The following is a 25,967-nucleotide window of genomic DNA, read 5'->3' as shown; positions in this document are numbered from 1 at the left end:
ACGGACGCGGATAAGAAGGCTTGGGGGTTACTCGACCGGCCGGAACTTCACGCCGTACCGCGGCACGCCCTCCTGTTCGTACAGCCGACGCACCACGGCCTCGACGCGGTCGCCGCGCGAGATCTCGCTCGGGTCGCAGTCGCAGAACATCCCGGGGAGCCGCGCGCCCTCCGCCAGTTCGATGATACCGGTGGCGAACGCGCCCTCCCGGGTCTGGTACTCGTCGAACTCGGGCGGCGCGCCGCCGGAGATGACGGTCACGGCCTGCACGGTTCCGGTGCCCTCGGGTTCGACTTCCTCGAAGTCGGCGTCCGCGTTACAGGACGCGCAGACGCCCTCCGCGGGGAAGTTGTGCGCGCCGCACTCCGGGCACTTCCCGAGCACGAGGCGGTACCGGGAATCGTTGCTCCGCCACCACGTCGGGAGGCTGACGTACGCCCCCATCAGGCGTCACCCCCGATGTGGCCGCGCTTGCGAGCGTACTGCGGGTAGTCGATACTCACGGTGTCGCGTTCGTCCTGGACGTCGAGTCGGCCGTCGAGGTGGACGGCGTCCGCGCCGTTCCCGTACCCGACGACGGCCACGTCGGTCTCGCCGTCGTCCCACGCGGCGAGCAGGCCGAACAGGGCGCTGGCCGCGCCCGTGTCGCCGAGGTCGTGCGCGCGCTCGTACACCGCCGCGTCGCCCTCGACGGCGCGCGCACCCCGGTAGGGGAGGCCGCCGTCGGGCGCGGTCGGCGCGAGCGCGTCCGGCGTCCCGTCGAGTCCCGCGACTGCTTGTGCGACGCTCGTGCGGTATGCGTCGCGCTCGTACTCGGTCGCGCCGTACGTCTCCACGTCCCGCGACCCCCGCGGCCGGTAGCGCGTCCCCGGGAACTCCTCCGTGTACGAGGCCGTCCCCTCGACGGTCACGTCGCCGTCGGGGCCGGCGACGAACGCCACCGCGCCCGCGCCCGCCGCGTGGTCGATTCCCTCGCCGGGGTCGCCGAACGGGCTGTCGGCCGCGACGGCGAGCGCCGGGCCGTCCGCGTCGAGCGCGTCCCGGAGCGCTCCCACGCCGTCCCGCGGACTCTGCGTGTGCGCGACCGCCGCCGCGTCCCGGGGGAGGCCGAGCAGTTCCGCGAGCGTGCCCGCCACGTCGCCCTCCGCGAGCGGCGGTGTCGTGGTGGCGAACGCGACGAGTCCGAGTTCGTCGCGGTCGTACGTGCTGGCGTGGATGGCGTCCCGCGCGGCGGCGGTCGCCATCGTCACCGAATCCTCGTCCGCGGCCGCGACGGCCTTCGTGTCGACGCCGCGCGCGTGGACGGACGCGAGCGCCGCGTCCAGTTCGTCCGCGCTGATGCGCGCCCGGGGCGTGTACACCCCGAGGGAGTCGAGCGCGTTCACGCCCATCCCTCCTCGAAGACGTGCACCGCGACAGCGCCACCGCTCCCCCCGACGTTGTGCGTCAGGCCGCGGGAGAGCCCCGAGACCTGGCGGTCGCCGGCCTCGCCGCGGAGTTGCTTGAACACTTCCACCACCTGCCCGCCGCCGGTCGCGCCGATGGGGTGGCCCTTCGACTTCAGGCCGCCGGAGAGGTTCACGGGGCGCTCGCCGTCGGGTTCGGTCGCGCCGGACGCGACGTACGGCCCGGCTTCGCCGCGCTCGCAGAACCCGAGGTCTTCGTACGCGAGGAGTTCCGCGATGCTGAAGCAGTCGTGTACCTCCGCGAACTCCACGTCCTCGGGGCCGATGTCGGCCTCGTCGTAGGCCTGTTCGGCGGCGCGCTGGGTCGCCGGAATCTCGGTGAGGCTCGGCCGCTGGAACAGTCCGACGCGGCCGCTCGACTGGCCCGCGCCCGCGATGCGAATCGGGTTGTCGGTGAGTTCCTCCGCGGCGTCCCGGGACGCCACCAACACCGCGCTCGCGCCGTCCGAGGTCGGACAGCAGTCGAACAGGTTCAGGGGGTCGGCGACGGCGGGCGCGTTCATCGCGTCCTCCAGGTTCGTCTCGAACCCCAGCTGGGCGTGCGGGTTCTTCGCGCCGTTCGCGTGGTTCTTCACCGCGACCCGGGAGAGGTGTTCGCGCGTCGTTCCGTGTTCGGCCATGTGCGCGTCCGCCATCTGCGCGTACACGCCGGAGAACGTCGTGCCGGCCATGCGTTCCCACTCCGTCTCGCCGGAGACGCCGAGCCACTCGCCGGTGCGCTCGCTACTCACGTCGTTCATCACCTCGAACCCGCCGGCGAGCGCCACGTCCGCGACGCCCGCGCGTACGGCGAGCACGGCCTGTCGGAGCGCGACGCCGCTCGCCGCGCACGCGTTCTCGACGCGCGTCGTCGCCGTGCCGTTCAATCCCGCGAACTCCGTGACAGCGGGGCCGGGCAGGCCGAGTTGGCGGCCGCCGACACCGAGCGTGCCGACGTACGCCTCGTCCACCGACTCGCGGTCGAACTCCGCGTCCACGGACGCGACGGCCGTGTCCACGGCCTCCTTGAACAGGGAGCGATACGACTCGCGCGGGAACGACCCGTAATCGGTCTGGCCCGCGCCCACGACGTACACCTCGTTCATACGGTCGCGTTTCCCGGGGCTGATTCAAAACGGTTCCTCATGCGGCCAACGACGGGGGCGGTCTACCGCAACCGCGCCGCGACCGCCGCCATCGCGTCGTCCGCGACAGCCACGCTGTCGGTGAGGCTGAGGAAACCGTGCGCCATCGACGGGTAGTGGTGGTGTTCGACCGGCGTTCCCGCGTCGTCGAGGGCGTCCGCGTACGCTCGCCCCTCGTCCCGGAGCGGGTCGTGGCCCGCCGTCACCACCGTCGCGTCGGGGAGGGTGGCGTGGTCGGGGGCGCGGAGCACGCTCGCGTACGGGTTCGCGGCGTCCACCGGACTCCGCGCGTACTGCTCCCAGAACCACTCCATGTCCGCCCGGGTGAGGAGGGGGCCGTCCGCGTTCTCCCGGTAGGAGTCGGTGTCGAACGCGTGGTTCGTGATGGGGTAGCAGAGCGCCTGATGGGAGATGGCGGGGCCGTCGTGGTCGCGGGCGCGGAGCGCGACGGCGGCCGCGAGGTTCCCGCCTGCGCTCGTCCCGGCGACCGCGACGTCGTCCGCGCCGCCGAACGCTCCGGCGTGCTCGCTCGCCCACTCCAGGGCGGCGTACGCGTCGTCCAATCCCTCCGGGAACGGATGTTCGGGCGCGAGCCGGTAGTCAACGGACACGACGACGCGGTCGGTGCGCGCGGCGAGCTCCCGGCAGAGGTCGCCCGCGGACTCCAGTGTTCCGAGCGTCCATCCGCCGCCGTGGTAGAACACGAGCGTCCCCGCCGGGTCGTCCGTGTCCCGGTAGACGCGCAGGGGTATCTCGCCGCGCGGCCCCGGGATTGCGAGGTCGCGCACGAACGCGACGGTTCTCGACGTGCCGCCGAACACGTCGTCCTCCACGCGGCGCGCGGACGCGACGCTCATCGCGTGCCACGGCGGAACGCCCATCGCCGCTATCTCGCGGATTTCGGCCGCCAACTCGTCGTCCAGCGTCACGGCCGACCCGACGCGGCCCCGCCTAATAGACTCCCGGGACGAGGCGGTAGGGGACGCGCTCGCAGTAGTCGTCGTAGCCGTCGAGTTCGCGGCGGAGCGCGCGCTCCTCCACGCGGATGCGGTACGCGTATCCCGCGCTGACGCCCGCGGCGACGGCGAGGACGCCCGGCCACGTGCCGAGCGAGAGGCTGACCCCGAGGATGGCGAGGAATCCGCCGGTGTAGGCGGGGTGGCGGACGACGGCGTACGGCCCGCGCGCCACGACGGTCTGGTCGTCGGTCACGGTCACCGACCGGTCGAAGGCGTCGCCGAGCGCGCGGATGCTGTACCAGCGCAGGGCGACCCCCGCGAGCGTCGCGAGCACGCCCGCCCAGAACGCGGGCAGTGCGAGACCGCCGAACGTCGCCCACGCCGGCGCGCGGAACGCGGCCCAGAACGCGACCGCGAACCCCGCTCCGACCGCGACCGACAGCACGACCCGCGAGTTCGCGTCCAGGTCGGGGCCGTCGTCGCTCCCGCGCGCGTCGTCCACGACCTCGGGAAGCGTCCAGGCCGCGTACACCGCGGCGAGCACGTACACGTGCGGCGGCGTCAGTCCAACGACAGTCACGTCCGTGGCGTCTCCGCCCGCCGTGAAAAAGTCACTCCTCCAGCAACTGGGGCTTCCCGAACGGCAGGCGTCCGAACAGGACGTAGTGGACGAGCGCGGCGGCGACGAACAGGACGGCGACGACTGAGAGGGCGCGTTTCGCGTTCATACCCGTCCTTGGTGGTCGGTCGCCATAATCGTTGTCCGGCGACCGGAATTCCACATCGCTAAACGTCGCCGACCGATACCGGTGGGTGATGACCGAGAGAGACCTCGAACGGAACCTGACGTCGATACACAGCATCGCCGTCATCGTCGGCACCATGATCGGAGCCGGTATCTTCGTCGTCACCGGCGAAGCCGCCGCCATCATGGGGCCGGCGGTGCCGCTCGGCTTCCTCGTCGGCGTCCCCGTCGTCCTCGCGACCGCAGTCGTCTACTCCGTCTACATGAGCGGCCCGCTCGGCGACCACCCGGGCGGCGCGTACATGCACATCTCCAGGACGTGGAACTCCACGCTCGTCGGCTACGTCTTCATCTGGCTGAAGACGGTGGCGTTCATCGGCGCGCAAGCCGTCTTCGCCACCGGGTTCGGGAACGCGATGGGGTACTGGCCCGTCTTCGACTTCCTCGGCGCGACCGAGTGGGCTATCGTCTTCCTCACCGCGTTCTACCTGATTCACCTGGTCGGCGTGGACGTGTTCGGCCGCACGCAGGCCGCGATGACCGGCCTCCTCGTCGCCATCCTCCTCCTGCTCGGCCTCCCCGGATTGCTCCACGTCGACCCCGGGAACTTCAGCCCGCTGTTCCCCGCGGAGAAGTTCGGGAGCGGGTTCGTCGCGCCCTTCATCGCGGGCACGAGCGCCATCTTCTTCTCCTACATCGGCTTCGAGTCGCTCGCGCAGACCGCGGGCGAGACGGAGAACCCCCGCGAGACGCTCCCGAAGGTGTTCACGGGGAGCGTGCTCGGCGTCGGCGCTATCTACCTCCTCGTGAGCGTCGTCGTCATCGGCGTCCTCCCCTGGCAGGACGTCGCCGCCTCCGGCACGCCGCTCACGGACGCCGCCGCGACCTACTTCCCCGTCGGCACCGCCGGTATCGTCGCCGTCGGGAGCATCCTCGCGTACGCCACCACCGCGAACTCGGGGTACGTCGCGCCCTCCCGCATCCTCTACAGCCTCGGCCGCGACGAACTCATCCCGGACGCCCTCACGCACGTCAACGACCGGTTCGGCACGCCCGACGTGGGCCTCACCATCACGTGGGCGATTTCGGTCGCGCTCGTCGCCACGTCCACGTTCAGCTACGCGCTGAACGTCTCGCTCGGCGCGCTCGTCCTGATGTACCTCGCGCACTCCCTCTCCGCCGTCGCGCTCCCGCACGTCAATCCCGGCCTCTACGAACGCAGTAACCTCCAGCTCTCGCCCGCCGTCCTCGCCGCCGTCGGCCTGTTCAGCGCCGCCGCGATGGCCGTGTTCGCGTGGCAGACGCTCTCCTTCGGCTCCATCGCGGACGCGCTCGACTTGCTCGCCGCCGGCCGCGTCGGCGACGCGCTCCTCGCGAACAACGTCCTCCTCCTCGCCGCCTGGCTGCTCGTTGGCCTCCTTCTTTACGCCGGCTACCGCGCCCGGCGCGCGGACGAACTTCCCGACCGGCTCCCCGTCGGCTTCCTCGACGAGGAGTGAGGAAGGCCTACGGCCACCCCGGTTCTCACGTCGCGTATGGACACGACACGGGACGCCGCCCGCGAGCGCGACGCGGCCGACCCCCTCGCCGCGTACCGCGAGCGCTTCAGCGTGCCCGACGACTACTACGTGGACGGCAACTCCCTCGGCCCCCTCTCGACCGACGCCGAGGCCGCGCTCGACCGCGTCGTCGAGGAGTGGCGCGACCTCGGCATCCGCGGGTGGACGGACGGCGACCCGCCCTGGTTCCGGTACGGCGAGTATCTGGGGAGCCGGCTCGCGCCGCTCGTCGGCGCGCGCGAGCACGAGGTCGTCGCCGCGAACAGCACCACCGTCAACATCCACACGCTCCTCGGAACGCTCCTCAACGGCCTGGACGACCCGCTCGTGCTCGTGGACGAACTCAACTTCCCCACGGACACGTACGCCGTCCGCGCCCAACTCAGAAATCGCGGGTTCGACCCCGACGACCACACCGTCGTCGTGGAGAGCCGGGACGGCCGAACCATCGACGCGGCGGACGTGGAAGCCGCCCTCACCGACGACGTGGACGTGGTCTTCCTGCCGTCGGTGCTCTACCGGAGCGGCCAGCTCCTCGACCTCAAACGCGTGACCGACGCCGCGCACGCCCACGGCGCGTACGTCGGGTTCGACCTCGCGCACTCCGTCGGCGTCGTCCCGCACGACCTCCACTCGCTCGGCGTCGATTTCGCCGTCTGGTGCAGCTACAAGTACCTGAACGCCGGCCCCGGTTCAATCGCCGGTCTCTACGTCCACGAGCGCCACCACGAGCGCACGCCCGCGCTCGCCGGGTGGTGGGGCCACGAGAAGGACACCCAGTTCGAGATGCGAGACACCTACACGCACGCGAACACGGCGGGCGCGTGGCAAACCGGCACCGTGCCCGTCTTCGCCGCCGCGCCGCTCGACGGCAGTCTCGATGTGGTCACCGACGCCGGCATCGACGCCATCCGCGAGAAATCCGTGGCGCTCACCGACTACCTCGTCAGTCTCGTGGACGACCGCCTCGGCGACGACTTCTCGGTGGGGTCGCCCCGCGACCCCAACCGCCGCGGCGGCCACGTCGCCATCGAACACCCCGAAGCCGCCCGCATCACGGAAGCGATGAAAGACCGGGGCGTGGTCGGTGACTTCCGCCCGCCGAACGTCTTCCGCGTCTGCCCGAGCCCGCTCTACACGCGCTTCGAGGACGTGTACGACGTAATCGAGGAACTGCGGGACGTGGCCGAGACCGAAGCGTATCGTGAGCACTCGCTCGACGGGAGCGTCACCTAGGGCTAAGTCCCTCCCCCGACGAGGCCCGGTATGGAGTTCGACCTCTCCGGGAAGACGGTAGTCGTCACAGGTGGCACGCGCGGCATCGGTCGCGCCATCGCGGAATCGTTCGCGGACGCGGGCGCTGACGTGGTGCCGACCTCGCGGAGCCACGACGACGTGCAGGACGCCGCGGACGCGATGCGGGAGTACGGCGTCGAGTCGCTCGCGGTTCCGACGGACGTGACCGACGAGGCGGCGGTTCAGCGGCTGTTCTCCGACACCGCCGACGAACTCGGGAGCGTGGACGTGGTGGTGAACAACGCGGGCGTCAACCCCGACGGCGCGCTCGGCCCGCCCGAGGACGTGGCCACCGACGACTTCGACTTCGTGACGGACGTGAACCTCCGCGGCGCGTTCCTCTGCGCGAAGCACGCCGCCGAGCACCTCCAGGACGCGGGCGGGTCGCTGGTGAACGTCGCGAGCGTCGGCGGGCTGGTGGGACTGCCGCGCCAGCACCCCTACGTCGGGTCGAAGCACGGCCTCGTCGGGTTGACGAAGTCGATGGCGCTCGACTGGGCGCCCGACGTGCGCGTGAACGCGCTCGCGCCGGGGTACGTCAGCACCGACCTCACGGAGGACCTGGAGGAGAACGAACGCCTCCGGGAGTCCATCGAGCGCCGCACGCCGCTCGGCCGGTTCGCGGAACCCGCGGAAATCGGCGGGCCGGCGGTGTTCCTCGCCAGCGACGCGGCCGCGTACGTCACGGGCGAAGTCCTCACCGTGGACGGCGGGTGGACGGCGCGCTAACGGGAGGCGCGCAGACGCCGACGCACGCCGCTCGCGGCGGAGGCAAGTGTTGCACGAGACCGCCCGACGCGGTTGGCTCTCCCGTGGCAACCAGCAACATACTTATTGTTCATGCGGGTTCTACGTGCTATCGGGTGCGGATTACCAATGGTTAACGACTCCCACGAAGACACGTATCGCGCGGCGGACGACCGTCGCTTCGCAGAGTTCGACCGCCGGGACTTCCTGAAGGCCAGCGGGGTCGCGGGAGCCGCGGGACTCACAGGGTTCGCGGGCTGCATGGGCGGCGGCGGCGACGACACCCTGACGTTCGGCGCTATCCACCTGCTCTCCGGGTTCGCGGCCGTCTACGGCGAATCGGCCCAGCTCGGCTATGAGATGGCGCGCGAGGAGATAAACGAGAACGGCGGCATCGACGGTAGCGAAATCGGTGAAATCGTCTACCGGGACAGCGAGGGCGACGGCCCGACCGGCGTGGAGGCCGCGCGCTCGCTCGTCCAGGAGGAGAACGTGGACGGCCTCCTCGGACTCGACTCCAGCGGGGTCGCGCTCTCCGTCGCGCCCGTCATCGAACAACTCCAGACGCCGTTCATGATAACGCACGCGGCGACGCCGTTCGCCACCGCGACCGAGGGCGAGAACGCCGTCGGGAACGACTACGTGTTCCGGGACGGCGTGAACCTCGCGCAGAACGTCTACGGCTCCGCCGTCACCGCGAGCGACACGGACGCGACGACGTGGACGACCATCGGCCCGAACTACGCCTTCGGAACCCAGACGTGGGACTACTTCAAGGCGTTCACGCAGGGGATGGACCTCGGGTACGAGTACCTCGACGACGCGACCGCCTACCCCGAACTCGGCGCGAGCGACTTCACGCCGTACATTAACAAGGTGTTGAACGCGGATCCGGACGGCGTCATCACGAGCCTCTGGGGCGGCGACCTCATTACGTTCATCAACCAGGCGAAGAACTCGAACTTCTTCGAACGCATCGACAACGTCCTCATGACGGTCGGCGCGGCGACGGACGTCCTCCGCCCGATGGGGAACAACATGCCGGACGGCCTGCAGGCCGGGACGCGGTACTGGTTCGACGCGCCGGACACGGAGGCGAACAACACGTTCGTCGAGAACTTCCGCGACCGCAACGACGGCCGCTACCCCTCGTACAACGCGCAGAACGCGTACACGGCGCTCTACCTCTACAAGAACGCCATCGAGGGCGCGGGCAGTACGAACGCCGACGACATCATCGACCAGTGGGACGGCATGCAGTACAACGCCCCCGTCGGCGAGTTCACCATCAACAGTCAGAGCAATCAGGCGGTGTTGCCCGCGGTCTGGGGGACGACGAGTTACTCCGAGGAACGCGGCATCACGCTCCTCGACCCCGTCGAGCGCATCGACGCGCCGGCGGACGAGCTGCGTTCGCTCCTCGAAGGAACCGACCTGCCTGCTGGTGTCTAATCCAGCATGGCACTACCGATCCAAGAAATACTCACGGGCTTGAGCCTGGGGAGTCGCTACTTCCTCGTCGCCATCGGCCTGAGTCTCATCTTCGGCGTGCTCGGCGTGCTGAACTTCGCGCACGGCGCGCTCTACATGATCGGCGCGTACGTCTCCCTGACGGTCGTGCAGAACGTCACCGGGAGCTTCTGGGTGGGGCTGGTCGCCGCCGGACTCGCCGTCGGCCTGCTCGGCGCGATAATCGAGATGGGGTTGATTCGGCGCGTGTACGACCGCGACGAACTCGACCAGCTCATCCTCACGTTCGCGCTGGTGCTCATCATCACCGACCTCACGCGGACCGTCTGGGGGTCGGGGAACCAGACGATGGCGACGCCGGAACTGCTCGCGTCGAACGTCCAGTTCCTCGGCACCAGCTACCCCGCGTACCGGCTGTTCGTCATCGTCGTCGGGTTCGCCGCGATGGGCGTGTTCTGGTACGCCATCCAGCGCACCTACCTCGGACGGCTGGTGCGCGCCACGTCCAGCGACCGCGACATGGCCGCACTGCTCGGCGTGAACGTCCCCCGGCTCTACACGGGCGTGTTCTTCGTCGGGAGTTTCCTCGCCGGTATCGGGGGCGCGCTCGCCGCACCGATGCAGGCGTTCACGCCCGCGCTCGGCGACCAGGTCATCATCAACGCGTTCGTCATCGTCGTCATCGGCGGCCTCGGGTCGTTCACGGGGGCGTTCGTCGGCGCGATGTTCATCGGACTCCTGCAGAGCTTCGGCGTCCTCGTCGCGACGGGCGTCGGCCAACTCCTCCCGTTCCTCGCAATGATTCTCGTACTCATCTTCAGACCGGAAGGACTGTTCGGGGGTGAAGGACAGTGAGCGGCGAGACGATTCTCGGCCTGCCGGCGCGACGCACCGCGCTCGTCACGCTCGCCGTGCTCGTCGTCGCTCCCTTCGTCCTCCCCACGTTCCAGACGTACGTCCTCTCGGAGGTGCTCGTACTCGCGCTGTTCGCGACCGGGTTCAACCTCCTCTACGGCTACACGGGCCTGCTGTCGTTCGGGCACGCGATGTTCTTCGGGGGTGCCGGGTACGCGCTCGGCATCTTCCTCCGGGACGTCGCGCCGATGCTCCCGTTCGGCGGCGCGACGCCGCTCCTCGCGTTCGTTATCGCGGCGGTGCTCGGCGTCGTCGTCGCGACGGCTATCGCGGTTCCGGTCGGCTACCTGAGCGTGCGCCTGGAGGAGATTTACTTCGCGATGCTGACGCTGTCGTTCAGCATGGCGCTGTACACGCTCGTGAACCAGAACTACTTCGGCGTCACGAACGGCAGCGACGGCATCCTCGTCCTGCTCCAGACGGCGAACCTGTTCGGGTTCCAACTCTCGCTCTACGACCGGGTGACGTACTACTTCGTCATCCTGCTCGTCGTCGCGCCCTCGATGTACATCCTCTGGCGGGTGGCGAACTCGCCGTTCGGCCTCGTCTCGGAGGCTATCCGGGAGAACTCGGAGCGCGCGTCCGGCCTCGGTATCGACGTGCGCCGGCATCAGTGGGCGGCGTTCGTGCTCTCGGCCGTGTTCACGGGTATCGCGGGCGTGCTCGTCGCGCCCCTGCACAGTTCGCTGTCGCCGGGCGCGAGCCTCCACTGGACCATCAGCGCCGAACCCGTCATCATGACCGTGTTCGGCGGGCCGTACTCGTTCATCGGCCCCACGGTCGGTGCGCTGTTCTACCGGTACATCCGGTGGGGCATCACGCAGTTCCCGCTGCTGGAAGCACACTGGCAGCTCGTGTTCGGGACGCTCATCCTCGTCATCGTCGTGTTCGCGCCGCGCGGCGTCTCCGGCCTGCTCACGTGGGTCGTTGACCGCGTTCGCGGGAACGGAGGTGAGTCGGCGTGACGACCGTTCTCAAGACGGAGGCGTTGCGCCGCGAGTTCGGCGCGCTCTGCGCGGTGGACGACGTGAGCGTCGAAATCGACTCCGAGGAGGTCACGTCCATCATCGGGCCGAACGGCGCGGGGAAGACGACGTTCTACAACCTCCTCTCCGGTCGCCTCGACCCGACGGCGGGCGAGGTGTTCCTCCGGGGGCGGAGCGGCGACCTGGAGAACGTCACCGGCCTCCCGCCGCACGACATCGCGCGCCGCGGGCTCTCCCGCGCGTACCAGATAAACAATAACTTCGAGGGGTTGTCCGTCCTGGACAACCTCCGGGTCGCGCGCGTCAGCACGACCGACCGCTCGACCGAACTCCTCTCGCGCTACCACGACGACGCCGCGCTCCGCGAGTCCGCGGAGGACGTCCTCGAACTCACGGGTCTCACCGACGTGGCCGAGACGGAGGCCGCGAACCTCAGTCACGGCGACAAGCGGAAGGTCGAGATAGCGCTCTCGCTCGCGACCGACCCCGCCGTCGTCCTCCTCGACGAACCGACCGCGGGCATGAACCCATCGGAGTCCGAGGAGATGGTCGAACTCATCAAGGAACTCGACGAGACGACGGACACAACGTTCGTCCTCACGGAACACGACATCGACATGGTTCTCGAAATCAGCGACCGCATCCTCGTCCTGCACCGGGGCGAACTCATCGCGAACGGCACGCCGGACGAAGTGATGGCGAACGAGGACGTGACCACGGCCTACCTGGGTGAGCGCCAATGACCGAGGGCGACCGCGTGCTCACCGTCGAGGGCGTGCACGCCTACTACGGGAACAGCCACATCCTCCACGGGGTCGACCTCGACCTCGACGAGGGGGAAGTGGTGACGCTCCTCGGGCGGAACGGCGCGGGGAAGACCACGACGATGCGGAGTATCGTCGGCGTCGTCCCGCCCCGGGAGGGAACCGTGACGTACCGCGGCCAGCAGATAAGCGGGATGGACGTAGACGACATCTCCGACCTCGGCATCAAACTCGTGCCGGAAGACCGGCGCGTGTTCCCGACGCTCAGCGTGCAGGAGAACCTCTCGCTCGCGAAGCGCCTCGCGCCCGAGAGCGACCGCACGGTGGACGAGATGTACGACATCTTCCCGGTGCTCGCGGAGCTGAAGTCGAGCAACGGCCAGAACCTCAGCGGGGGCGAACAGCAGATGCTGTCCGTCGCCCGCGCGCTCGTCCAGGACCCGGACGTGCTCCTCCTCGACGAACCGACGGAGGGTCTCGCGCCCGTCATCGTGGACGACCTGCGCGAGGTTCTCCGCGACGTCGTAGAGCAGAACGTCACCGTGCTCCTGACCGAACAGAACGTCCAGTTCGCGTTCGACCTCGCGGAACGCGGCTACATCATCGACAAGGGCGAAATCGTGTTCGACGGCGACATCGAGGAGATAGAGGAACGCGAAGACCTCCTCGAAGACTACCTCTCAGTCTCCAGCGGTGAACTCGAATAGATGAGTACGGAACTCACGCTCCGCCCGTTCTTCTGGCGGGCGACACGGCTCTTCCCCGAGAAGCGCATCGTCTCCCGGACGCACGACGGCCGGTTCGAGTACACGTACGGCGAGTTCGGCGACCGCGTCCGCGGTCTCGCCGGCGCGCTCACGGAACTCGGCGTCGAGCAGGGCGACCGAGTGGGGACGCTCGGCTGGAACCACCACCGGCACTTCGAGGCGTACTACGCCGCCCCCCTGCTCGGCGCGCAACTCCACACGGTGAACCTCCTCCTGCACGACGACCACCTCGAACACATCGTCACCGACGCGGCCGACGACGTGCTCCTGGTGGACCCGGACGCGTTCGAGGCGGTCGAACGTCTCCACGACTCGTTCGAGTCGGTGCGGCACATCGTCGTGATGGACGACGAGGTTCCGGAGACCGACCTGGCGAACGTGCACGCGTACGAGTCGCTCGTCGCGGACGCCGACCCCGTGGAGTCGTGGCCGGACGTGCCGGAAGACCAGCCGGCGGGCATGTGTTACACGTCGGGCACGACGGGCAAACCGAAGGGCGTCGAGTACACGCAGAAGATGATTTACTCGCACGCGATGATGACGATGACGCCCGCCGCGCTCGACATCGCGGAGGACGACGTGGTGATGCCGGTCGTGCCGATGTTCCACGTGAACTCCTGGGAGTTCCCGTACGCGGTCACGATGGCGGGCGCACGGCAGGTGTACCCGGGGCCGTCGCCCGACCCCGCCGACCTCGTGAGCCTCATCGAGGACGAGGGCGTGACGCTCACCGCGGGCGTTCCGACGGTGTGGATAAACGTCCTCGACTACCTCGACGACCACGGCGGCGACCTCAGTAGCCTGGAGCGCATCGTCGTCGGCGGGAGCGCCGCGCCGAAGGGCGTGATGGAGCGCTACGAGGAGGAGTACGACGTGGCCATCGAGCACGCGTGGGGGATGACGGAGACGATGAGCATCGGCTCGGTCAGCCGCCCGAAGTCCACGATGGACGTGTCGCAGAGCGAGGAGTACGACCTCCGCGCCACGCAGGGCCTCCTGTCGCCCGGGTTGGAGATGAAGGTCGTGAACGACGACGGCGAGGAAGTCCCCTGGGACGGCCAGACCCCAGGCGAACTGCTCGTGCGCGGCCCGACCGTCGTCGACGAGTACTACAACCGCCCCGAGGCCAACGAGGAAGACTTCCAGGACGTTCCCGGGAGCGCCGCGACCGGGAGTACGGAAGACGGGTCTTCCGAAAGGTGGCTGAAGACGGGTGACATCGTGGTGGTGGACGAGGACGGCTACCTCGAAATCGTCGACCGCGCGAAGGACGTCATCAAGTCCGGCGGCGAGTGGATTTCGAGCATCGAACTGGAGAACCAGTTGATGTCGCACGAGGACGTGGTGGAGGCCGCGGTCATCAGCGTCCCTCACGAGACCTGGCAGGAACGACCGCTCGCGTGCGTCGTCCGCCGGAACGGGAGCGACATCGGCGTGGAGGAACTCCGGGCGTTCCTCGACTCCGAGTTCCCGTCCTGGTGGCTTCCCGACGACGTGGTGTTCGTGGACGAGGTGCCGAAGACCGCCACCGGGAAGTTCGACAAGAAGGTTCTCAGAGACCGCTTCGACGACCCCGACCTCCCCTACACGCCGGGCGAATAGGGGTCGAGCGCCGCCACGTCTTCTTCCGTCGCGTCCACGAGTCCGCCGTGATAGCAGAGCACGCGGTCGTATTCGTACTCCGCGAGGTGAGTTACCGACTCGTACGCTCGTTCGAGGTCGGGCGTCACGCGCTCGTTCGGCCCCTCGACACCGTCTTCGCCGCCGATGAGCGCGTCGCCGGCGAGCAGGAGGTCGGCGGCCGCGCCGACGTGGTCGCCGTCCTGGTGCGTGAACACGAGGAGAGACACGTCCGCGACCGCGTGGCCGATGTCGTCGAGCGCGGCGCGCACGTCGGCGGCCTGGTTCGGGAGGCCGGCGTCCACGAGCACGACGCCGTGGTCGGCCTCGATGGCGACGGCGTGGAACACGCGCGTCCCGTCGTCGGTCTCCAGCGGTAGTTCGAGGTCGTACACGCCGTCCGCGAGTTCCGTGACCATACCCGGGGTGTCGCGCGCCCCCTGGGTAAAGCCATTCGCCGCCGCGGCGAGTACCGGAACGCGAACGCCGATACGGGTGGCCGCCCAACGGCGCGTGTGGCACTCACGATTCGACGCTACGAACCCGGCGACCGCGAGGCCGCGGACGCCGTCATCGAGGCGGCGCTCCGGCACGCGAACGCCTACTTCGAGGACGCGCCCGCGCTCGTGGACGACGACCGCATCGCCGAGTACGTCGAGTCCGGCGGCGAGTTCCTCGTCGGCGTGCTGAACGGCGACCTGGTGGCGACCGCCGCGTTCCGCCCGCCGAAGGGCGTCGCCGCCGACCTCGCCACCACCGACGGGGACACGGCGGAAGTGAAGCGGATGCACGTCCACCCCGAGCACCACCGACGCGGGTTCGGGCAGGCGATGTACGACGAACTCGAAGCCCGCGCCCGCGACGCCGGCTACGAACGCTTCGTTCTCTCCACGAGCGCCCGGCAGGAACCCGCGCACGCATTCTACCGACAGAACGGCTACGAGCAGACCGCGCGAACAACCGTCACCATCGACGGCGGCGACCTCGGCATTCTCGTGTTCGAGAAACCGCTCTAGCAACCCTCCCGCCTACGATTCCTCGAAGTCGAGTGCGGCGGAGTTGATGCAGTAGCGCTTCCCGGTCGGGTCGGGGCCGTCCTCGAAGACGTGGCCGAGGTGGCCGCCGCACTCCGCACAGCGCACTTCGATGCGGCGCATCCCGAGGCTGTCGTCGTCCCGGAACTCCACGCTTCCCTCGACGGCGTCGTAGAAACTCGGCCAGCCGGAGGACTCGTCGTCGAACTTCGTCTCGGAGTCGAACAGCGTCGTCCCGCAGCCCGCGCAGACGTACGCGCCGTCGTCGTCCTTCCCGATGAACTCGCCCGTGAACTTCCGCTCCGTCCCGGCCTCGCGGAGGATGCGGTACTCCTCGTCCGTGAGTTCCGCGCGCCACTCCTCGTCGGATTTCTCGACCATACCCGGTGTAGGTCGCGGAGGGTAAGGAGGGTTGTGTCCGAACCCCGGGGGGTTTTGCCGGCGGTGCGCGAACCACGGGGTATGCCCGACCTCGTCTGCGACGCCTGCGGGAACACGTACCCCGCGGGCGACCGCCAGCACTGCGACTGCGGGGAGACGCTCTGGTACGAACTCGCGACCGACTTCGCGTGGCCCGCCGAATCGGGAAGCCTCTGGGCCTACGGCGACCTCCTGCCCGCGAGCGACCCCGTGGGAATCGAGCGCGCGGCCGGCGGCACGCCGCTCGTGCGCGCGCCCCGCCTCGACGACTACGCCGGCTGTCGAATCCGAGTGAAGGACGAGTCCGCGAATCCGACCGGGTCGTTCAAAGACCGCGGAACGGCGGTCGCCACGGCCGCGCTCCGCGAACGCGGCGCGGACGCAATCGGCACCGTCAGTCACGGGAACATGGCGATGAGCACCGCCGCGCACGCCGCGAGCGCCGGCATGGACGCCGTCGTGCTCGTCCCCGACGACATCCCCGAGGAACGCCTCGGCCACATCGCGCGCTACGACCCCGAACTGTACGCCGTCTCGGGCGACTACGGCCGGCTCTACGAGGCCTCGTTCTCGCTCGCGCCGACGTTCGTCAACTCCGACTCCCCGCTTCGCGTCGCCGGCCAGAAGACCACCGTCGCCGAACTCCTCCACCAGTTCGACGGCGCGCCGGACGCCGTCGTCGTCCCCGTCTCCTCCGGCGGACACGCGAGCGGCACGTGGAAGGCCGTCCGCGAACTCCACGCCGCCGGCGCGCTCGACAGCGTCCCGGAACTCCACTTCGTGCAGGCCGCCGCCTGCGACCCAATCGCGCGCGCCTACCGGAACGGCGACGACACCGTCACTCCCGTCGCGGACGGCGGCGGCGAGACCGTCGCGTACTCCATCGCGAACGCGAACCCGCCGAGCGGGAACCGGGTGCTTCGCGCCGCCCGCGACACCGGCGGGAGCGTGCTGTCCGTGGACGACGACGCCATCCGCGACGCCCAGCGCGCGCTCGCGACGCACGCCGGACTCGCAGTCGAGGCCGCGTCAGCAACGTCGCTCGCCGCCGTCCGCGAGCTCACGGCCGAGGGCCGTCTCGACGCGTCCGACGACGTGGCCGTCGTCGCCACCGGAACGGGCTTCCGCGAGCGCCCGCCGACCCCCGACACCGTCCACCGGGTGACGCAGGGCGAGTTGCGAGAGCAGTTCTAGTCCCGGAACGCGACCGCCTGCGCGTCCGCCTCCCGCACCCGCACGCCCTTCTCGGAGAGGTGGCGCGTCCGCCGCCGCGCGTGGTCTTCTTCTTCCGTGCCGCGGGTGGCGAGCACGTAGACGAGCGCCCTGCCCGCGGGCCGCATCGTCCGCCCCGCGCGCTGTGCGCCCTGCCGCCGACTCCCGCCCAATCCGGACGCGACGATGGCGAGTTCGGCGTCCGGCAGGTCGATGCCCTCGTCGCCCACGCGAGAGACGATGAGCGCGTCCCGCTCCCCGCTCCGGAACTGCGCGAACAACCGCTCCCGACGCGGATGCGGCGTCTCACCGCTCACGAACGGCACGTTCAGCGCGTCCGCCAGCCGGTCGCCCTGGTCGAGGTAGTCCGCGAAAATCAGCGTCTTCGCCTCCGGGTGCGCCGCGCGCAGGTGGCGGATCTCCTCGACCTTCGCGGGGTTCGCGGCCGCGCGCTTCCGGCGCTCGTGGCCGTCCGCGGACGCCCACTCGTATCGGTCGTCCTCGGAGAGCCACGGCACGTACCGAATCTCGACCTCCGGTTCCTGCACGAACCCCGCGTCGAACAAGGCGTCCCAGTCCGTCCCGATGGGCGGCCCGACGAGCGTGTAGATGTCCGTCTCCCGGTCGTCCTCCCGAATCGGCGTCGCGCTCAACCCCAGCCGGTGCTTGCTCTGGAGGTTCGCCGCGCGGCGGAACACCGGACTCGGGATGTGGTGGGCTTCGTCCAGGAGGATGAGCCCCCACTCCCGGGAGTCGAACAGCTGTCGATGCCGATCCATCCCCGCCGTCTGGTAGGTCGCGATGGTCACGGAGCGCAGTTCCTTCCGTCCGCCGTGGTACTCGCCGACCTGCTCCGGTGTGAGCGTGGTGTGTTCGAGCAGGTTCTCCCGCCACTGCGACGCCAATTCGCGGGAGGGAACGAGGATGAGGGTTTCGCCGCCCACGGACTCCATCACGCCCATCCCCGCGACGGTCTTCCCGCTCCCCGGCGGGCCGACGAGCACGCCCGACCCCTGGCGCTCGAAGCGCGCCACCCAGTCCGCCTGGTAGTCCCGCAATTCGAGGCGGAGTTCGATTTCTAGTGGCGTTCCGCCGTCGAGGTCGCGCTCGTCCCGCACCGGATACCCGGCCTCGTAGAGGACGCGCTTCACCTCAGAGACCTTCTCCGCGTTCACCCAGGACGTGTCGTCGCTGATGGGCGCGCGGAGGTGCGAATCGTCCAACTTCTGTCGGGCGACGTTCCCCATCACGTCGTCAGACGCCGCCTCCAGGACGGTATAGCCCTCCTCGTGCGTGCGGAGCGTGAACTGGTGGGCGCGCCGCCACTGGCCTTCCACGAACTCCTCGATGGGTTTCGAGCGCCGGTTCGTCACCTCCCGCACCGCCGCGAGGATGTCGTCCAGGGACTCGTAGGGCGAACTCCACACGTCCTCCTTCCGGACTCGATACCGGTACGCGCCGTCCCGCGTCGTGTCCGCGAGGTGCGCGAACTGACTGAGGCGGGCGCGCGTGAACTGCCGGGGCTGGTCGACCACGATTTCGCGCTGCTCGGGGAACACGACCACACGCTCCGTCTCAGCGGTCGCCGCGTAATCCGAGGGGTAGTAGACGACCGGGTCGGCGGAGACGTCCCGGCGCTCCACGCCCTCCCCGACGAGGGCGTCGAGGCCGTCGCTCGCGTCGGCCTGCGCCTCCCCGCGGTGGGTCGCCACGTCGGTCGCGGTGACGACGGGACTCCCGACGGATTCGAGCGCGTCGTAGAACGCGGACAGCGAGAACTCCTCTGACACTACCCGCGTCTTGGGGCGCGACGGAAAAGAAGGGCGCGGATTAGCCGCCGAGGTAGGCGTCCCGGATGTAGTCGTCGCCGCGGAGGTCGTCCGGCGTGCCGTCCTTCTCGATGCGGCCGTTCTCCAGGAGGTAGATGTGGTCGGCGTGGTTCATCGCGAACGTCACGTTCTGCTCGCACAGCAGGACGGTGACGCCGTCCGCTCGAATCTCCTCGATGGCCTCCGAGATGTCTTCGAGGATGACGGGCGCGAGGCCGAGCGTCGGCTCGTCCAGGATGAGCAACTCGGGGTCGCCCATCAGCGCGCGGCCGATTGCGAGCATCTGTTGCTCGCCGCCGCTCATCGTGCGCGCGTTCTGGTTCTTGCGCTGTTCGAGCGTCGGGAACACGTCGTAGACGTACTCCAGGCGCTCCGCCTCGCCGTCGCCGTGGCGGTACGCGCCGAGTTCGAGGTTGTCCTCGACGCTCATGTACCCGAAGAGGTCGCGGTCTTCCGTGCAGTGGATGAGGCCGTCCGCGACGAGGTCGCTCGCGTCCACGGACGACACTTCCGTGCCGTCGTACGTGACGCTCCCGCCGTACGGCCGGAAGCCCGTCACGGTGTTCGCGAGCGTGGACTTCCCCGCGCCGTTCGGGCCGATGACGCTCACGATACTCCCCTCCTCGACGCCGAGGCTGACGCCGCGGAGCGCCGCTACCTCCCCGTACGACACGGAGAGGTCGTCGATGTTCAGAATCATATCTCGTCCCCTCCGTCAGACTCCGCCTGACGTGATGACGATTCGCCGAGCGAATCGTCACCCCCCAGGTAGGCTTCCTGCACCGTCTCGTCGTTCCGTATCTCCTCCGGCGTGCCTTCCGCGATTTTCGCGCCGAACTGGATGACGATGGCGCGGTCGATGAGGGAGAGCAGGCCGCGCATGTTGTGGTCGACGACGACCAGCGTGATACCCTCGTCGCGGAGGTCGGTGAGGAGGTCGCTCAGTTCCGCGACCTCGCCGCTCGACAGCCCCGCGAAGGGTTCGTCCACGAGCAGGAGGTCGGGGTCGGTCGCGAGCGCGCGGCCGAGTTCGAGCCGGAGCAGGCCCGCGTGCGGGAGTTCGTCCGGCGTCTGGTGGACGCGGTCGCCGAGACCGACGCGCTCGCAGAGTTCGCGCGCGCGCTCTTCGGTCTCCCCGCGGAGGCCGGAGAGCGAGAACAGCTTGTCCGGCGCGAGCGCGAGCGCGACGTTCCGGAGGACGGTGCGGTCGTCCAGCGGCTTGAACGACTGGAAGGTGCGCGCCATCCCGCGTTTCACCATCTCGTAGGCGGGTTCGCCCGTCACGTCCTCGCCGTGGTAGTGGACGCTCCCGCTCGTCGGCGCGTACGCACCGGTGACGCAGTTGAACGTCGTTGACTTCCCCGCGCCGTTCGGCCCGATGAACCCGAGGATTTCGCCCTCCTCCACGACGAAGGAGAGGTCGTCCACGGCGGTCAGCCCGCCGAACTCCTTCCGGAGGTCGTTCAGGACGAGCAGGCCGTCGTCGGGCGCGTACTCAGTCATCGCGACCACCCCGGAAGAACTCGCGGAACTTCTCCAGCGTCTGCTCGACCGGCGTCCGGCCGCCGTCAGCGGCCGCGCTGTCCGCCCCGATGAGCTTCCGGCCCGCGACCAACCCCCAGCGGAGCACGCCGCCGGGGAGCGCGAATAGGATTATCAGGGTGACGACGGCGAAGATGACGAGGTCGAGGTCGCCGACGCTCACGTCGAGACCGGGAACGGTCAGGCCGACGTTGCTGAGCTGGCTGCGGAAGACGCTGAGGAACATCCCGCCGAGCGCCGCGCCGACGATGGTTCCCATCCCGCCGAGGACGGCGGCGATGATGACTTCGATGCTCACCGTCTGCGCGAGCAGTTGGCTCGGCGTCGGACTCGCCATCGGCGTGTGCACGAACACCGCGCCCGCCAGCCCGCCGACGCTCGCGGACAGCACGAACGCGAACGTCTTGAACTTCGCCGGGTTCAGGCCGGACGCCGCAACGGCGTCCTCGTCCTCCCGAATCGCCGTGAGCACGGACCCCGCGTCCGAGCGCGTCACCGCGAGAAGGACGGCGAGTATCGCGACGAACAGCGCGAACGCGACGTAGAAGAACACGTACGTCTCCTGCGCGAACCCACTCGTCGAGACGAGCGGGTCGGGGTTCGAGATGCCGAGTTCGCCGCCGAACACGTCGCTCCGGAAGATGAATATCTGGAGGAGGATGAGCGGCGCGACCAGCGTCACGAGCGACAGGTAGGGGCCTTCGAGGCGGAGCGCGGGCACGCCGATGAGGAGGCCGGCGACCGCCGCCAGCACCGTGCCGAGCGCGACCGCCGCGACCGGCGGGACGCCCCACCCGAGGTTCAGGAGGGCGCTCCCGTACCCGCCGATGGCGAAGAAGACCGCGTGACCGAAGCTTATCTGGCCCGTGTAGCCCGACACCGAATCCCAGCTCATCGCGAACATCCCGATGAACATCGCTATCGTGATGGTGCGGATGTGCAGGAGGCCCTGGTCGCCCGCGTACAGGAACCCCATCCAGAACGGCGTGAGGCCCAGGAGCGCGAGCGCGAGCAGGCCGAGTTGTTGGCGGAGCGGGAGCGACAGCGGGTTCAGCTTCGAGGTGAGTGTGTCCGACATCGTCACTCGGTGAATTCACGGCCGAACAGGCCTTCGGGTTTCGCGAGCAGTATCAAGACCAGTACCACGAGCGACGCGAGGCCGCTGAGCGAGGAGTCCACGTACGACATCGTGAACGTCTCCAGGAAGCCGATGATGTACGCGCCGATGACGCTCCCGCGGATGGAGCCGATGCCGCCGAGCACGACGATGCTGAACGACAGCACGAGCGGCGAACGCCCCATGCTCCAGGACGCGGTCTGAATCGACCCGAGGAAGAGGCCGGCGAGGCCGGCGAACGCGCCCGCGAGCACCCACGTGTAGAGGTACATGCGGTCGCTCTCGATGCCGACGAGGGACGCGCCCTTCGTGGACATGCTCGTCGCGAGGATGGCCTTCCCCGTCTTCGTGTAGTTGATGGCGAAGAACAGGAGGCCGATGATGACCCAGGACAGCCCGAACACGAGGAGGTTGTTCGCCTGGATGCCGCCCGCGATGGACACCTGTCCTGTGAGCAGGGAGGAGATGACCGCGGGCTGGGTGCCGAACACGGTCTTGATGATCTCCTCGACGGCGATGGCGGTGACGAGCGTGAGAATCATCACCGTTATCGGGTCGTCCTCGACGCGCCGAATCATCCCCCGGTAGAGCGCCGCGCTGAACAGTGCGGGCACGAGGAGCGCGGCGAGCGCGCCCACCCAGATGCTGTACCCGAACACTTCCGAGACGTAGTACGCGCTGAACGCGCCGATGGTGACGGTCGCGCCGTGCGCGAGGTTGAGGACGCCGCCCACCCCGAAGATGAGGGTGAAGCCGATGGCGACGAGCGCGTACAGCGCGCTCATCATCACGGCGTTCGCGACGACGTCGGTCAGTGGCAGCGCCATCTTACACCCAGGGCGGACTCTCGTACGACCCCGACGCGAGGTTGTCCGGGTAGATCGCCGTCTGACTGCCGCCGTCGCCGTCCTCGTTCGGCTTCCACTGGAGCCAGAGCGGGTTCACGCCGTTCTCCCCGGTCTCGTCGTACACGATGTCGTGCGGGTACTCCTCGTCCTGGCCGTAGTACCGGAGGGTGCCCGCGGTGCCGGTGAAGCTCGAACTCTCCAGTTCCGAGACGATGTCGTCGGGGTTCCGGGAGTCCGCGCTCTCGGCCGCGGCGGCGTACTGCTTCACGGCGTCGTACGCGATGTAGCCCGTGTAGACGGGATACTTCCCGACTTTCTCGTTGTACGCTTCCGCGTAGGGAACCGTCTTCTCCGTGATTTCGGACTCCGGAGTCGCGGTGTTCTGCGTGATGCCGTACGCGCACGCGCCGTTGACGAGACTCCAGTACGAGGGGAGTTGCATCGGCACGTGGATGCCGCCGAACGCGAACGGCCGCTGCTGTTTCGCGTACTGGACGATGGCGGTGCTACCGGAGTGCGCCATCGCGACGAACGCGGCGTCCGCGCCGGACGCCTCCACCTGGTCGTAGATGGTGGAGAAGTCGCTCGTCTCGCCCGCGTACCGCTTCATGCCCGCGACTTCGACGCCGGCGTCCGCGAGCTGGTTCCGGAGAACTTCGTCCACGGGTTCGGTCCACGTGTAGTCCTCGGTGAGGACGTAGACGGAGTCCCAGCCCATGTCGGAGAAGTTCGCCTCCGCGAAGTCCACCATGTTCGCGCCGAGGAAGTGCGCGTTCACGGGGCCGGTGCGGAACCAGTACTTGTACTGCTCGTAGTCCTCGGTCAGCATCGTGGATGCCTCGGGGGTCGCCGCGCCCGCGGTCATGTGGACTTTCTGCTGGCTGGCGATGCTGTCCATGATGTTCAGGAGGACTTCGCTCGTGAACACGCCGGTCGTGAAGTCCACGTCCTCGCTGACCGTGAGTTCCTCGTACTTCGTCTTCCCGCGCTGCGGTTGTTCGTTCGTCGTCTTCACGGACACCTCCACGTCGTTCCCGAGGACGCCGCCGTCCGCGTTCAGCTCCTCCGCGGCGAGTTCGGCGGAGCGCGCGATGGAGTTCCCGATGGGGTTCTCCGTGCCCGTGTGCGAGGTGAGGACGCCGACCGTGAACGTACCGCTCGGCGCGTCGCCGCTGCTGCTGCCCCCGAGACAGCCAGCGGACGCCGCGAGGCCGACCGCGCCCGTTCCCTTGAGGAACGTCCGCCGATCCGCGTTCGCCCTGACATCGCTAACGATGTTTCGATCCCCCTCCGGTTCGTTACCAGAACAACGCCCATCGTTGTTCTGACTACCTTCGTTAACCATTGGTACGGTATGGTCTTACAGGACACACCACATAAGTGTGGGTGGTGGTATCACAGGGAAGACCGGGCAAAATCTGCTACAGCCGTCGCGCAAGAGTGCACAAGACGCCCGCGGGAGTTTTTTAGAACGACACGTGTGTGAATATATAAAAAATATTTATCTAAAAATCCGTGATATGAACGATTGCAATGTCCGAAAGCAACCAGGGCAAGATCGCATCGTTCCTCACTGACAACCCCCGCATGATCGGCGTCCTCTTCACGATGACGCTCCTCCTCGCCCAGACGGGCGCAGTCTCCGCCGGCAACGTCGCCATCAACGGCCCCTAATCCAACCGCGAGAAATCGAACGTATCCGCCCAGTGTAACGACCCCTCGAACCGAATCGGCGTCTGTTGCTGCACGAACTCCACTAGTTCCTCGACGCTCAGCGTGTACGTCAGTCCGTCCTTCACCGGCGCGAGATAGTACATCGACTCGTTCCGTATCGTCGGCGCCATCATCGTCCCGAGGTCGAACGACCGCGTGAGGAACGTCCGGTACGTGATGTCCACAGTGTCGTCCCGCACGTCTGTCACCTCCACGAGGTCGGGGAGGTTCGACTCCGGTTGGACGATGCCGAGGCCGCCGTCCCCGACGGTGACGTACTGGCCGCCCGCGTAACTCTCGTTGCGCGCGGTTTCGAGCGCGACGTTCAGCGGATACCCGACGTTCAGGAGGCGCGCGAGCGTCCGCCCCATCGTCACCGCCGCGTTGTTCAACACGTCGCTCAGCGTGACGATACCGCCGATAGCGCCCGCCTCCACGAGCTTCGAACCGGCGCGATACGACGAACACGCGTTCAGGAAGAACGCATCGACGCCCGTCGTCTCGATGTCGTCGAGCGCGAGCTTCCCGTCCGCGCACTCGATACCCTCCTCGTCGATGTGGCCGATGTAGTGCAGGAAGTCCGTCTCGGCCGCCAACACCTCCTTGAGTTCCGCCTTCGTGAGGCGTTCGTGCTGGCGCACGTCGAACGGGAGTTGGTCGCGCGACCCGTACACCGTGTGCGTCATGTCCCGCTCCTCGACCATGTCCGCGTCGTTGCAGACGACGGTGATGCTGATGTCGCCGGCCGCGAGCGAGCGGTTGATGCGGTTCTCGTACGCCTCCACCATCGCCTTGCTCGCGCCGATGGGCGTGCCCTCGCCCGCCCACGACTGCTCGACGGAGTCCGCCGCGGCCGGCCGGACGTACCGGCCGCCGTTCGTTCCGCCGTCCGTCGCGCGGTAGAACTCGCGCACCGTCTCCGCCTGCTCGGTCGCGCTCGCGACCGCGTCGTCCGTCGGCGTCCGCACCACCGCGAGTTCGTCCACGAGGTAGGGGAGGAGTTCGAGGTAGTCCGCGCTCGGCGTCACGTCCGCCGTGTGCTTCCACGTCGGACAGTACGGCTCCACGGCCTCGAACGGCACCGAGAGGTACGTGGCGAGGCGCTCCGTCGGCGACGCCTCCCGGGCGTCCGGGAACGAGATGTCGAGGGACGCTTCGAGCGCCGCGCGCTCGAACAACGGCACCTCGTAGTAGCCCTCCGTGCGCGCCACGCAGTCCAACACGAACACCTGCTTCAGCGTGCGCGCGACCGTCCGCTCGTACCCGGCCTCGCGGTCGAGCGAGTACGTGAACCCGTCCGCGGTTCGAATCTCCGGCGTCTCGCCGGGCACCAGTCGCGCGCCGAGATAGTACGCGAGCGACACCGCCGGATAGATGTACTCGAACCGCGGCGGAACCGCCATCCGAACGTCCGTCTCCGGGGCTTTCAGGGCGGGCGGAATCACGAGTTCGTCCCCGCGTTCGAGACGGGGCGGGTGGCCGCGGAGCGTCGGGTACGACCGCGACGGCTCCTGGGTCTTCAGCGCGTGTCCGAACGCGTTCACCGCCGCCATCACGTCGCGGGGGTCGTCGGTCGTCGTCACCGTCCCCGCCGGCGAATCGTGGAACGACCGCGCCCCGACCGCCACCCGGGTCTCCCCGTCGAAGTCGATGACCGTCGTGTCCGCGTCCGACCGAACCGTCATCGGCCCCGCCGCGCGCACGTAGAGTTTTATCGGGGCCGCGAGGTCGAGCACGTACTCGCCCGCGGGCAGTTCCTCGAACGCGAAGTGGTCGGTCTGCGTGACGTGCGTCCCGTCCGCCTGCCGGACGTGAATCGCGACCACCACCGGGA

The 25,967-nt window shown here is 68.8% G+C and carries 26 protein-coding genes; 12 read left to right on the top strand and 14 right to left on the bottom strand.

Going from position 1 to position 25,967, the window contains the following annotated elements; translation table 11 throughout:
* Positions 1 to 27: 27 nt before the first annotated feature.
* The 5 genes from LI334_RS08485 to LI334_RS08465 all read right to left on the bottom strand — a co-directional run bounded on the left by LI334_RS08485 (position 28) and on the right by LI334_RS08465 (position 4,129).
* On the bottom strand, positions 28 to 444 hold the full coding sequence (locus LI334_RS08485) for a Zn-ribbon domain-containing OB-fold protein (RefSeq protein ID WP_227260123.1): 417 nt from the start codon (positions 442 to 444) through the stop codon (positions 28 to 30).
* A complete protein-coding gene (locus LI334_RS08480; protein WP_227260121.1) occupies positions 444 to 1,385 on the bottom strand; it encodes a hypothetical protein in 942 nt (313 codons plus the stop codon). Before LI334_RS08480 ends, LI334_RS08485 begins: the two co-directional genes overlap by 1 nt.
* Positions 1,382 to 2,551, bottom strand: a complete 1,170-nt coding sequence (locus tag LI334_RS08475; RefSeq protein ID WP_227260119.1) for a thiolase domain-containing protein — start codon at positions 2,549 to 2,551, stop codon at positions 1,382 to 1,384. The genes LI334_RS08480 and LI334_RS08475 overlap by 4 nt, the downstream gene beginning before the upstream one ends.
* A gap of 62 nt (positions 2,552 to 2,613) precedes the next feature.
* Positions 2,614 to 3,471, bottom strand: coding sequence for an alpha/beta hydrolase (locus tag LI334_RS08470; RefSeq protein ID WP_343750120.1), 858 nt, complete (start codon positions 3,469 to 3,471; stop codon positions 2,614 to 2,616).
* 70 nt (positions 3,472 to 3,541) lie between these two features.
* Positions 3,542 to 4,129 carry a methyltransferase family protein gene (locus tag LI334_RS08465; protein ID WP_227260117.1) on the bottom strand — a complete coding sequence of 196 codons (588 nt, stop codon included), beginning with the start codon at positions 4,127 to 4,129 and terminating at the stop codon, positions 3,542 to 3,544.
* Between the two features lie 236 nt (positions 4,130 to 4,365).
* Here LI334_RS08465 and LI334_RS08460 point away from each other — a divergent pair, with 236 nt between their 5' ends.
* The 9 genes from LI334_RS08460 to LI334_RS08420 all read left to right on the top strand — a co-directional run bounded on the left by LI334_RS08460 (position 4,366) and on the right by LI334_RS08420 (position 14,400).
* Entirely contained in the window at positions 4,366 to 5,793 is a 1,428-nt protein-coding gene (locus LI334_RS08460) for an APC family permease (protein WP_227260115.1), read from the top strand.
* Positions 5,794 to 5,829: 36 nt separating this feature from the next.
* Positions 5,830 to 7,089, top strand: coding sequence for a kynureninase (gene kynU, locus LI334_RS08455; RefSeq protein ID WP_227260114.1), 1,260 nt, complete (start codon positions 5,830 to 5,832; stop codon positions 7,087 to 7,089).
* A gap of 30 nt (positions 7,090 to 7,119) precedes the next feature.
* A complete protein-coding gene (locus LI334_RS08450) occupies positions 7,120 to 7,878 on the top strand; it encodes an SDR family NAD(P)-dependent oxidoreductase (RefSeq protein WP_227260113.1) in 759 nt (252 codons plus the stop codon).
* 147 nt (positions 7,879 to 8,025) lie between these two features.
* Positions 8,026 to 9,348 carry an ABC transporter substrate-binding protein gene (locus tag LI334_RS08445; protein WP_227260111.1) on the top strand — a complete coding sequence of 441 codons (1,323 nt, stop codon included), beginning with the start codon at positions 8,026 to 8,028 and terminating at the stop codon, positions 9,346 to 9,348.
* Between the two features lie 6 nt (positions 9,349 to 9,354).
* A complete protein-coding gene (locus LI334_RS08440; RefSeq protein WP_227260109.1) occupies positions 9,355 to 10,221 on the top strand; it encodes a branched-chain amino acid ABC transporter permease in 867 nt (288 codons plus the stop codon).
* Positions 10,218 to 11,246 (top strand): branched-chain amino acid ABC transporter permease, encoded by a 1,029-nt coding sequence (locus LI334_RS08435; RefSeq protein ID WP_227260107.1) that lies wholly within the window; start codon positions 10,218 to 10,220, stop codon positions 11,244 to 11,246. The genes LI334_RS08440 and LI334_RS08435 overlap by 4 nt, the downstream gene beginning before the upstream one ends.
* Positions 11,243 to 12,010: an ABC transporter ATP-binding protein gene (locus LI334_RS08430; RefSeq protein WP_227260105.1), complete on the top strand. Its 768-nt coding sequence runs from the start codon at positions 11,243 to 11,245 to the stop codon at positions 12,008 to 12,010. Before LI334_RS08435 ends, LI334_RS08430 begins: the two co-directional genes overlap by 4 nt.
* Positions 12,007 to 12,738 carry an ABC transporter ATP-binding protein gene (locus tag LI334_RS08425; protein ID WP_227260103.1) on the top strand — a complete coding sequence of 244 codons (732 nt, stop codon included), beginning with the start codon at positions 12,007 to 12,009 and terminating at the stop codon, positions 12,736 to 12,738. Before LI334_RS08430 ends, LI334_RS08425 begins: the two co-directional genes overlap by 4 nt.
* Positions 12,739 to 14,400, top strand: a complete 1,662-nt coding sequence (locus tag LI334_RS08420) for a long-chain fatty acid--CoA ligase (RefSeq protein ID WP_227260101.1) — start codon at positions 12,739 to 12,741, stop codon at positions 14,398 to 14,400.
* Here LI334_RS08420 and LI334_RS08415 read toward each other — a convergent pair.
* The gene (locus LI334_RS08415; RefSeq protein WP_227260100.1) at positions 14,382 to 14,837 is read right to left on the bottom strand and encodes an MBL fold metallo-hydrolase; all 456 of its coding nucleotides are present in this window, start codon (positions 14,835 to 14,837) and stop codon (positions 14,382 to 14,384) included. The genes LI334_RS08420 and LI334_RS08415 overlap by 19 nt on opposite strands.
* A 96-nt stretch (positions 14,838 to 14,933) precedes the next feature.
* On the opposite strand from LI334_RS08415, the gene LI334_RS08410 reads away from it, so the two are divergent.
* On the top strand, positions 14,934 to 15,434 hold the full coding sequence (locus LI334_RS08410; protein ID WP_227260097.1) for a GNAT family N-acetyltransferase: 501 nt from the start codon (positions 14,934 to 14,936) through the stop codon (positions 15,432 to 15,434).
* A gap of 12 nt (positions 15,435 to 15,446) precedes the next feature.
* Here the strand turns inward: LI334_RS08410 and msrB are convergent, their stop codons facing one another.
* Entirely contained in the window at positions 15,447 to 15,833 is a 387-nt protein-coding gene (gene msrB, locus LI334_RS08405) for a peptide-methionine (R)-S-oxide reductase MsrB (RefSeq protein ID WP_227260095.1), read from the bottom strand.
* Positions 15,834 to 15,914: 81 nt separating this feature from the next.
* Between msrB and LI334_RS08400 the strand changes: the two genes are divergently transcribed.
* Positions 15,915 to 17,066, top strand: coding sequence for a threonine synthase (locus LI334_RS08400; protein ID WP_227260093.1), 1,152 nt, complete (start codon positions 15,915 to 15,917; stop codon positions 17,064 to 17,066).
* Here the strand turns inward: LI334_RS08400 and LI334_RS08395 are convergent.
* From LI334_RS08395 to LI334_RS08370, 6 genes are read right to left on the bottom strand one after another with little or no spacing between them, the layout of a single operon-like run.
* Positions 17,063 to 18,874 carry a DEAD/DEAH box helicase gene (locus LI334_RS08395; protein WP_227260092.1) on the bottom strand — a complete coding sequence of 604 codons (1,812 nt, stop codon included), beginning with the start codon at positions 18,872 to 18,874 and terminating at the stop codon, positions 17,063 to 17,065. The genes LI334_RS08400 and LI334_RS08395 overlap by 4 nt on opposite strands.
* Positions 18,875 to 18,914: 40 nt before the next feature.
* Positions 18,915 to 19,613, bottom strand: a complete 699-nt coding sequence (locus LI334_RS08390; RefSeq protein WP_227260090.1) for an ABC transporter ATP-binding protein — start codon at positions 19,611 to 19,613, stop codon at positions 18,915 to 18,917.
* Positions 19,610 to 20,416 carry an ABC transporter ATP-binding protein gene (locus LI334_RS08385; protein WP_227260088.1) on the bottom strand — a complete coding sequence of 269 codons (807 nt, stop codon included), beginning with the start codon at positions 20,414 to 20,416 and terminating at the stop codon, positions 19,610 to 19,612. Before LI334_RS08385 ends, LI334_RS08390 begins: the two co-directional genes overlap by 4 nt.
* Positions 20,409 to 21,533 (bottom strand): branched-chain amino acid ABC transporter permease, encoded by a 1,125-nt coding sequence (locus LI334_RS08380; RefSeq protein WP_227260086.1) that lies wholly within the window; start codon positions 21,531 to 21,533, stop codon positions 20,409 to 20,411. Before LI334_RS08380 ends, LI334_RS08385 begins: the two co-directional genes overlap by 8 nt.
* 2 nt (positions 21,534 to 21,535) lie before the next feature.
* Positions 21,536 to 22,399, bottom strand: coding sequence for a branched-chain amino acid ABC transporter permease (locus LI334_RS08375; protein ID WP_227260084.1), 864 nt, complete (start codon positions 22,397 to 22,399; stop codon positions 21,536 to 21,538).
* Position 22,400: 1 nt separating this feature from the next.
* Positions 22,401 to 23,765, bottom strand: coding sequence for an ABC transporter substrate-binding protein (locus tag LI334_RS08370; RefSeq protein WP_227260082.1), 1,365 nt, complete (start codon positions 23,763 to 23,765; stop codon positions 22,401 to 22,403).
* A gap of 188 nt (positions 23,766 to 23,953) precedes the next feature.
* Here LI334_RS08370 and LI334_RS08365 point away from each other — a divergent pair, with 188 nt between their 5' ends.
* Positions 23,954 to 24,094, top strand: coding sequence for a DUF7503 family protein (locus LI334_RS08365; RefSeq protein ID WP_227260080.1), 141 nt, complete (start codon positions 23,954 to 23,956; stop codon positions 24,092 to 24,094).
* Here LI334_RS08365 and LI334_RS08360 read toward each other — a convergent pair.
* Positions 24,091 to 25,962, bottom strand: coding sequence for a CHAT domain-containing protein (locus LI334_RS08360; protein ID WP_227260078.1), 1,872 nt, complete (start codon positions 25,960 to 25,962; stop codon positions 24,091 to 24,093). The genes LI334_RS08365 and LI334_RS08360 overlap by 4 nt on opposite strands.
* Between the last annotated feature and the right edge of the window lie 5 nt (positions 25,963 to 25,967).

It is taken from the genome of Salarchaeum japonicum (assembly GCF_020614395.1).
In the GTDB taxonomy this organism is placed as follows: Archaea; Halobacteriota; Halobacteria; order Halobacteriales; family Halobacteriaceae; genus Salarchaeum; species Salarchaeum japonicum.
Note: the sequence above shows the minus strand (reverse complement) of the source record. Positions and strands in the feature narration are given on the sequence as shown.

Bases quoted from the DNA above. Each gene is read 5' to 3' on its own strand.
- LI334_RS08375 (WP_227260084.1), bottom strand. From the start codon at position 22,399: ATGGCGCTGCCACTGACCGACGTCGTCGCGAACGCCGTGATGATGAGC.
- LI334_RS08370 (WP_227260082.1), bottom strand. From the start codon at position 23,765: ATGGTTAACGAAGGTAGTCAGAACAACGATGGGCGTTGTTCTGGTAAC.
- LI334_RS08390 (WP_227260090.1), bottom strand. From the start codon at position 19,613: ATGATTCTGAACATCGACGACCTCTCCGTGTCGTACGGGGAGGTAGCG.
- LI334_RS08365 (WP_227260080.1), top strand. From the start codon at position 23,954: ATGTCCGAAAGCAACCAGGGCAAGATCGCATCGTTCCTCACTGACAAC.
- LI334_RS08485 (WP_227260123.1), bottom strand. From the start codon at position 444: ATGGGGGCGTACGTCAGCCTCCCGACGTGGTGGCGGAGCAACGATTCC.
- LI334_RS08385 (WP_227260088.1), bottom strand. From the start codon at position 20,416: ATGACTGAGTACGCGCCCGACGACGGCCTGCTCGTCCTGAACGACCTC.
- LI334_RS08380 (WP_227260086.1), bottom strand. From the start codon at position 21,533: ATGTCGGACACACTCACCTCGAAGCTGAACCCGCTGTCGCTCCCGCTC.
- LI334_RS08425 (WP_227260103.1), top strand. From the start codon at position 12,007: ATGACCGAGGGCGACCGCGTGCTCACCGTCGAGGGCGTGCACGCCTAC.
- LI334_RS08400 (WP_227260093.1), top strand. From the start codon at position 15,915: ATGCCCGACCTCGTCTGCGACGCCTGCGGGAACACGTACCCCGCGGGC.
- LI334_RS08460 (WP_227260115.1), top strand. From the start codon at position 4,366: ATGACCGAGAGAGACCTCGAACGGAACCTGACGTCGATACACAGCATC.
- kynU (WP_227260114.1), top strand. From the start codon at position 5,830: ATGGACACGACACGGGACGCCGCCCGCGAGCGCGACGCGGCCGACCCC.
- LI334_RS08470 (WP_343750120.1), bottom strand. From the start codon at position 3,471: ATGGGCGTTCCGCCGTGGCACGCGATGAGCGTCGCGTCCGCGCGCCGC.
- LI334_RS08450 (WP_227260113.1), top strand. From the start codon at position 7,120: ATGGAGTTCGACCTCTCCGGGAAGACGGTAGTCGTCACAGGTGGCACG.
- msrB (WP_227260095.1), bottom strand. From the start codon at position 15,833: ATGGTCGAGAAATCCGACGAGGAGTGGCGCGCGGAACTCACGGACGAG.
- LI334_RS08475 (WP_227260119.1), bottom strand. From the start codon at position 2,551: ATGAACGAGGTGTACGTCGTGGGCGCGGGCCAGACCGATTACGGGTCG.
- LI334_RS08420 (WP_227260101.1), top strand. From the start codon at position 12,739: ATGAGTACGGAACTCACGCTCCGCCCGTTCTTCTGGCGGGCGACACGG.
- LI334_RS08445 (WP_227260111.1), top strand. From the start codon at position 8,026: ATGGTTAACGACTCCCACGAAGACACGTATCGCGCGGCGGACGACCGT.
- LI334_RS08440 (WP_227260109.1), top strand. From the start codon at position 9,355: ATGGCACTACCGATCCAAGAAATACTCACGGGCTTGAGCCTGGGGAGT.
- LI334_RS08415 (WP_227260100.1), bottom strand. From the start codon at position 14,837: ATGGTCACGGAACTCGCGGACGGCGTGTACGACCTCGAACTACCGCTG.